Below are 392 nucleotides of genomic sequence, written 5' to 3' on the forward strand. Positions count from 1 at the left end.
GAATTAAGGCACTATGGCGAATTCCCCTGATTCCAGCAAACCGACTCCGGCAGCCTCAGACGCTCCGAAGCGTGGCCTCTTCTCTCGCAAGCCGAAGGAAGCCAAGGTCAAGAAGCCCAGCAGGCTGAAGCAGATCAACGAAGTGTTCCAGATGACGCGCCGCCATGATCCCATGGTGGTCTGGCTCATGCTCCTGGCCTTCCTTGGCGTTGTAGCCGTCAGCTTCCTGGTGGGCTACCTGCTGGAAAACTGGATCACGGGCCTGATCATCGGCATCCCGCTTGGTCTCCTCGCTGCCACACTGATCCTCTCGCGCCGCGCCGAGCGCGCCGCGTTCGCCCAGATCGAGAACCAGCCCGGCGCGTCCGGCGCAGCCCTCGGCACCCTGAAGC

At 62.8% G+C, this 392-nt stretch carries 1 protein-coding gene; it reads left to right on the forward strand.

Annotated features, from left to right (window positions below; genetic code table 11):
• Window positions 1–13 precede the first annotated feature (13 nt).
• A partial coding sequence (locus tag D7Y13_RS44605; protein WP_120631175.1) for a DUF4191 family protein occupies window positions 14–392 on the forward strand: 379 nt, incomplete at its 3' end.

The organism is Corallococcus praedator (assembly GCF_003612125.1).
Classification (GTDB): Bacteria; Myxococcota; Myxococcia; order Myxococcales; family Myxococcaceae; genus Corallococcus; species Corallococcus praedator.